Origin of the sequence: Mucilaginibacter sp. UR6-1, from assembly GCF_020880975.1 — a bacterium.
Classification (GTDB): Bacteria; Bacteroidota; Bacteroidia; order Sphingobacteriales; family Sphingobacteriaceae; genus Mucilaginibacter.
Genome location: NZ_JAJIWP010000010.1, coordinates 1 through 5807 on the forward strand (window position 1 = coordinate 1; position 5807 = coordinate 5807).

The 5807-nt window shown below is 48.2% G+C and carries 2 tRNA genes and 3 rRNA genes; all 5 read left to right on the top strand.

What is annotated here, in order from left to right:
- The first annotated feature begins 420 nt into the window (after window positions 1-420).
- The 5 genes from LJ707_RS20230 (at window position 421) to rrf (ending at window position 5786) form a co-directional block, all read left to right on the top strand.
- Window positions 421-1942, top strand: a 16S ribosomal RNA gene (locus LJ707_RS20230).
- Between the two features lie 207 nt (window positions 1943-2149).
- A tRNA-Ile gene (locus tag LJ707_RS20235) sits at window positions 2150-2224 on the top strand.
- A 94-nt stretch (window positions 2225-2318) separates the two neighbouring features.
- Window positions 2319-2392, top strand: a tRNA-Ala gene (locus LJ707_RS20240).
- 258 nt (window positions 2393-2650) lie between these two features.
- Window positions 2651-5527, top strand: a 23S ribosomal RNA gene (locus tag LJ707_RS20245).
- A 147-nt stretch (window positions 5528-5674) separates the two neighbouring features.
- Window positions 5675-5786 (top strand): 5S ribosomal RNA (gene rrf, locus LJ707_RS20250).
- Together the 16S, 23S and 5S rRNA genes with 2 tRNA genes alongside form the textbook arrangement of a ribosomal RNA operon.
- Window positions 5787-5807: the final 21 nt, after the last annotated feature.

The window sequence follows — 5807 nt, forward strand, 5'->3', positions numbered from 1 at the left end:
AGTTTGCACCGGGGTAAAAAAAATAAATTTTTTATTTTGGAAAAGAGAAAAGGTTTTCTACCTTTGCAGACCCAAAACGAGGGAATAACCGGAAGCGAATTCCGGGGATAAAAAGATTGAAAAGTTAGCTTACCGCAATGGTAAGTAAAACATAAAAGCCGAACTGTGAAGGGAGGCGATAAAGTTCTTTAAAGAAAAGATAATCATGTAGCGTAGCGGGCTACTTTAATAAGGGGAAAGCGTAAAGGTGCAAGCCTGGAGCAAAGCCGGAATAGTAAAGTAGTACTGTCAATGAAACAACCAGTTCTGGTTGAAAAGAGAACCAATAAAGTTTTCAAGGGGGATACTGTAAAAGATATTATTATTTACAGATTCTATTGATTGAGTTAATAGGGTCAGGTAAAACAAACAAAACATTATACAATGGAGAGTTTGATCCTGGCTCAGGATGAACGCTAGCGGCAGGCCTAATACATGCAAGTCGGACGGGATTGGAGAGCTTGCTTTCCATGAGAGTGGCGCACGGGTGCGTAACACGTATGCAACCTACCTTTACCAGGGGGATAGCCTCTCGAAAGAGAGATTAACACCGCATAAAATTGAGCTATGGCATCATAGTTTGATCAAATATTTATAGGGTAAAGATGGGCATGCGGAACATTAGCTAGTTGGTAAGGTAACGGCTTACCAAGGCGACGATGTTTAGGGGATCTGAGAGGATGACCCCCCACACTGGTACTGAGACACGGACCAGACTCCTACGGGAGGCAGCAGTAAGGAATATTGGTCAATGGGCGCAAGCCTGAACCAGCCATGCCGCGTGCAGGAAGACGGCCCTACGGGTTGTAAACTGCTTTTGTACGGGAATAAACCCCTCTACGTGTAGAGGGCTGAATGTACCGTAAGAATAAGGATCGGCTAACTCCGTGCCAGCAGCCGCGGTAATACGGAGGATCCGAGCGTTATCCGGATTTATTGGGTTTAAAGGGTGCGTAGGCGGCTTTTTAAGTCAGGGGTGAAAGACGGCAGCTCAACTGTCGCAGTGCCTTTGATACTGAAGAGCTTGAATGCACTTGAAGTAGGCGGAATGTGACAAGTAGCGGTGAAATGCATAGATATGTCACAGAACACCAATTGCGAAGGCAGCTTACTAAAGTGTGATTGACGCTGAGGCACGAAAGCGTGGGGATCAAACAGGATTAGATACCCTGGTAGTCCACGCCCTAAACGATGAACACTCGATGTTGGCGATATACGGTCAGCGTCTAAGCGAAAGCGTTAAGTGTTCCACCTGGGGAGTACGCCCGCAAGGGTGAAACTCAAAGGAATTGACGGGGGCCCGCACAAGCGGAGGAGCATGTGGTTTAATTCGATGATACGCGAGGAACCTTACCCGGGCTTGAAAGTTAGTGAATGAGACAGAGACGTCTCAGTCCTTCGGGACACGAAACTAGGTGCTGCATGGCTGTCGTCAGCTCGTGCCGTGAGGTGTTGGGTTAAGTCCCGCAACGAGCGCAACCCCTATGTTTAGTTGCCAGCATGTAATGATGGGGACTCTAAACAGACTGCCTATGCAAATAGAGAGGAAGGAGGGGACGACGTCAAGTCATCATGGCCCTTACGTCCGGGGCTACACACGTGCTACAATGGATGGTACAGCGGGCAGCTACCTGGCAACAGGATGCCAATCTCGTAAAGCCATTCACAGTTCGGATCGGGGTCTGCAACTCGACCCCGTGAAGTTGGATTCGCTAGTAATCGCGTATCAGCAATGACGCGGTGAATACGTTCCCGGGCCTTGTACACACCGCCCGTCAAGCCATGGAAGTTGGGGGTGCCTGAAGCCGGTAACCGCAAGGAGCCGTCTAGGGTAAAACCGATAACTGGGGCTAAGTCGTAACAAGGTAGCCGTACCGGAAGGTGTGGCTGGAATACCTCCTTTCTGGAGCAGTATCCCATAGAAATGAAAGGGGCAGAAACTGCTATGCACATGATTTATTTTTCTTTGATAAAAAAACAAAAGATAACCCGGAAGATGAAGCCATCAGGGTGACTGTAACCAGGAATTACAGGACACAGTTGGCGGTCAGCAGTAGGCAGTAAGCAGTTTAATCTGAAAACTGCACGCTGGTAACTGCAAACTAATAATAGTCCCGTAGCTCAGTTTGGTTAGAGCACTACACTGATAATGTAGGGGTCAGCAGTTCAAATCTGCTCGGGACTACATGGAAGGCAATGAAGGAGGGATTGAATTATAGAATTATTGATTGAAAGAATCAGTAAATCAATAATTAAATCAATCAGGCATTAATCAACCAGGGGGATTAGCTCAGCTGGCTAGAGCACCTGCCTTGCACGCAGGGGGTCAACGGTTCGAATCCGTTATTCTCCACGAAGCCGGATATGCAAATGAGAAGATATGCAAATATGCAGATGAATAATCTGCACATCCACACATCTGAAATCTGCACATCTGCAAACGTTCTTTGACATATTGGAAGAAGTAATTGAAAAAACGAGAAGACAACAATAGGGAGTCTTTAAGTTGACAGTTAGCAGTGAGCAGTCAGCAATGACTATTGACCACTGACTATTGACGAAAAAGATTACCAAAAAAGCATACCATGCGGCGCAAAAGGCGCATGAGTAGAAGAAAGTAAGAAAGGGCACACGGGGGATGCCTAGGCTCTCAGAGGCGATGAAGGACGTGATAAGCTGCGATAAGCCGCGGGGATTAGCAAATATGAATTAATCCGCGGATTTCCGAATGGGGAAACCTATCTATTTGAAGAATAGATGCAATAGCGCTAACCTGCTGAACTGAAACATCTAAGTAAGCAGAGGAAGAGAAAACAACAGTGATTTCCAGAGTAGTGGCGAGCGAAATGGAAGAAGCCCAAACCATATATGTTACGGCATATACGGGGTAGTAGGACCACAACATGAGTATTAAAATGAACCGGAACGGGGTGGGAAACCCGGCCATAGAGCATGAGAGCTGCGTACGGGTAAGTAATAATATGATAGTGGTATCCTGAGTACTGCGAGGTCGGAGACGCCTTGTAGGAATTTGCCGGCACCATCCGGTAAGGCTAAATACTCCTGAGAGACCGATAGTGAACCAGTACCGTGAGGGAAAGGTGAAAAGAACCCCGAACAGGGGAGTGAAATAGAACCTGAAACCGTGTGCTTACAAGCGGTCGGAGCCCTTTAGGGGGTGACGGCGTGCCTTTTGCATAATGAGCCTACGAGTTACTCTTCTCTGGCAAGGTTAAGTGTTTAAGGCACGGATCCGAAGCGAAAGCGAGTCTGAATAGGGCGTGCAGTCAGAGGAGGTAGACGCGAAACCTTGTGATCTACCCATGGACAGGTTGAAGGTGCCGTAACAGGTACTGGAGGACCGAACCGATAAACGTTGAAAAGTTTCCGGATGATTTGTGGGTAGGGGTGAAAGGCTAATCAAACTGGGAAATAGCTCGTACTCCCCGAAATGTTTTTAGGAACAGCCTGGCGGTAAAGTTATTAAGAGGTAGAGCTACTAATTGGGTGCGGGGGAGTCAAATCCTACCAAATCCAGATAAACTCCGAATGCTTGATAATATACGCTGGAGTGAGGCTATGGGTGCTAAGGTCCATGGCCGAGAGGGAAAGAACCCAGACCATCAGCTAAGGTCCCCAAATTACTATTAAGTTGAACTAACGAGGTCCGACTGCACAGACAGCTAGGATGTTGGCTTGGAAGCAGCCATTCATTTAAAGAGTGCGTAACAGCTCACTAGTCGAGCGGTCGGGCATGGATAATAAACGGGCATTAAATAGTATACCGAAGCTATGGATTGTATATTTATATACACTGGTAGGGGAGCATTCTGCCATCGGCGAAGCAGGAACGTAAGTGACTGTGGAGAGGGCAGAAAAGCAAATGTAGGCATAAGTAACGATAAGGCGGGAGAGAAACCCGCCCACCGAAAGACTAAGGTTTCCTGATCAACGCTAATCGGATCAGGGTTAGTCGGGGCCTAAGGTGAAGCCGAAAGGCGCAGCCGATGGACAACTGGTTAATATTCCAGTACTTTTTATAACTGCGATGCGGTGACGGAGTAGTGACACTGACGCGAACTGACGGAATAGTTCGTTAAAGGCCGTAGGTATAGGGGATGTAGTAAAGTACGCATCTCTTGCTGAAAGCTGATAGTACTCGGAACCTTCGGGGGATGGGATAGTTCAGGTAATCAGACTTCCAAGAAAACCCGCTAAGCTTCAGGTTATAAAAACCCGTACCGTAAACCGACACAGGTAGTCGAGGAGAGAATCCTAAGGTGCTCGAGTGAATCATGGCTAAGGAACTCGGCAAAATGGCCCTGTAACTTCGGGAGAAGGGGCGCTGGCAGCAATGTCAGCCGCAGTGAAAAGGCCCAGGCGACTGTTTAACAAAAACACATGGCTTTGCAAAATCGCAAGATGACGTATAAGGCCTGACACCTGCCCGGTGCCGGAAGGTTAAGAGGGGATGTTAGTCGCAAGGCGAAGCATTGAATCGAAGCCCCGGTAAACGGCGGCCGTAACTATAACGGTCCTAAGGTAGCGAAATTCCTTGTCGGGTAAGTTCCGACCTGCACGAATGGTGTAACGATCTGGGCGCTGTCTCAGCCATGAGCTCGGTGAAATTGTGGTATCGGTGAAGACGCCGGTTACCCGCAACGGGACGGAAAGACCCCATGCACCTTCACTACAACTTAACATTGATATCGGATACAGGATGTGTAGGATAGGTGGGAGGCTTTGAAGCAGGTTCGCCAGGACTTGTGGAGCCAACGTTGAAATACCACCCTTTCTGTATTTGGTGTCTAACTCTACAATGTGGAGGACATTGTTTGGCGGGTAGTTTGACTGGGGTGGTCGCCTCCAAAAAGGTAACGGAGGCTTTCAAAGGTAAGCTCAGTACGCTTGGTAACCGTACGCGGAGTGCAATAGCATAAGCTTGCTTGACTGTGAGGCAGACAAGCCGAGCAGGGTCGAAAGACGGATATAGTGATCCGGTGGTTCTGCATGGAAGGGCCATCGCTCAAAGGATAAAAGGTACGCTGGGGATAACAGGCTGATCTCCCCCAAGAGCTCATATCGACGGGGAGGTTTGGCACCTCGATGTCGGCTCGTCACATCCTGGGGCTGGAGAAGGTCCCAAGGGTTGAGCTGTTCGCTCATTAAAGTGGCACGCGAGCTGGGTTCAGAACGTCGCGAGACAGTTCGGTCCCTATCTGTTGTGGGCGTTGGAAGTTTGAGTGGGGCTGACCTTAGTACGAGAGGACCGGGTTGGACTAACCTCTGGTGAATCTGTTATGGCGCCAGCTGTACTGCAGAGTAGCTACGTTGGGAATAGATAAGCGCTGAAAGCATCTAAGTGCGAAACTAGCCACGAGATGAGACTTCCTTATAGGGTCGTGACAGACTATCACGTTGATAGGTTACAGGTGTAAAGGTGGTGACATCATAGCCAAGTAATACTAATAGCCCGAAGCTTTCTCAAGCAACAGAATTATTGTTGTCTTCTCACGTTTTTCAATGACTTCTTTCAATAATATGTCATAGTAAGGCCGAAAGGCAAAAGGATAAAGGCAGAGGTATAGAAACCTTTAAGCTTTCCCTTTTACCCCTTCACCTCACTAAAAGATCTTCAGGTGCCTATATCGGCGGTGTCCACCTCTTCCCATTCCGAACAGAGAAGTTAAGCCCGCCAGAGCCGATGGTACTGCGGTAAAACGTGGGAGAGTAGGTCGGTGCCAAACTTTACAATCAGCCCCCTTCAG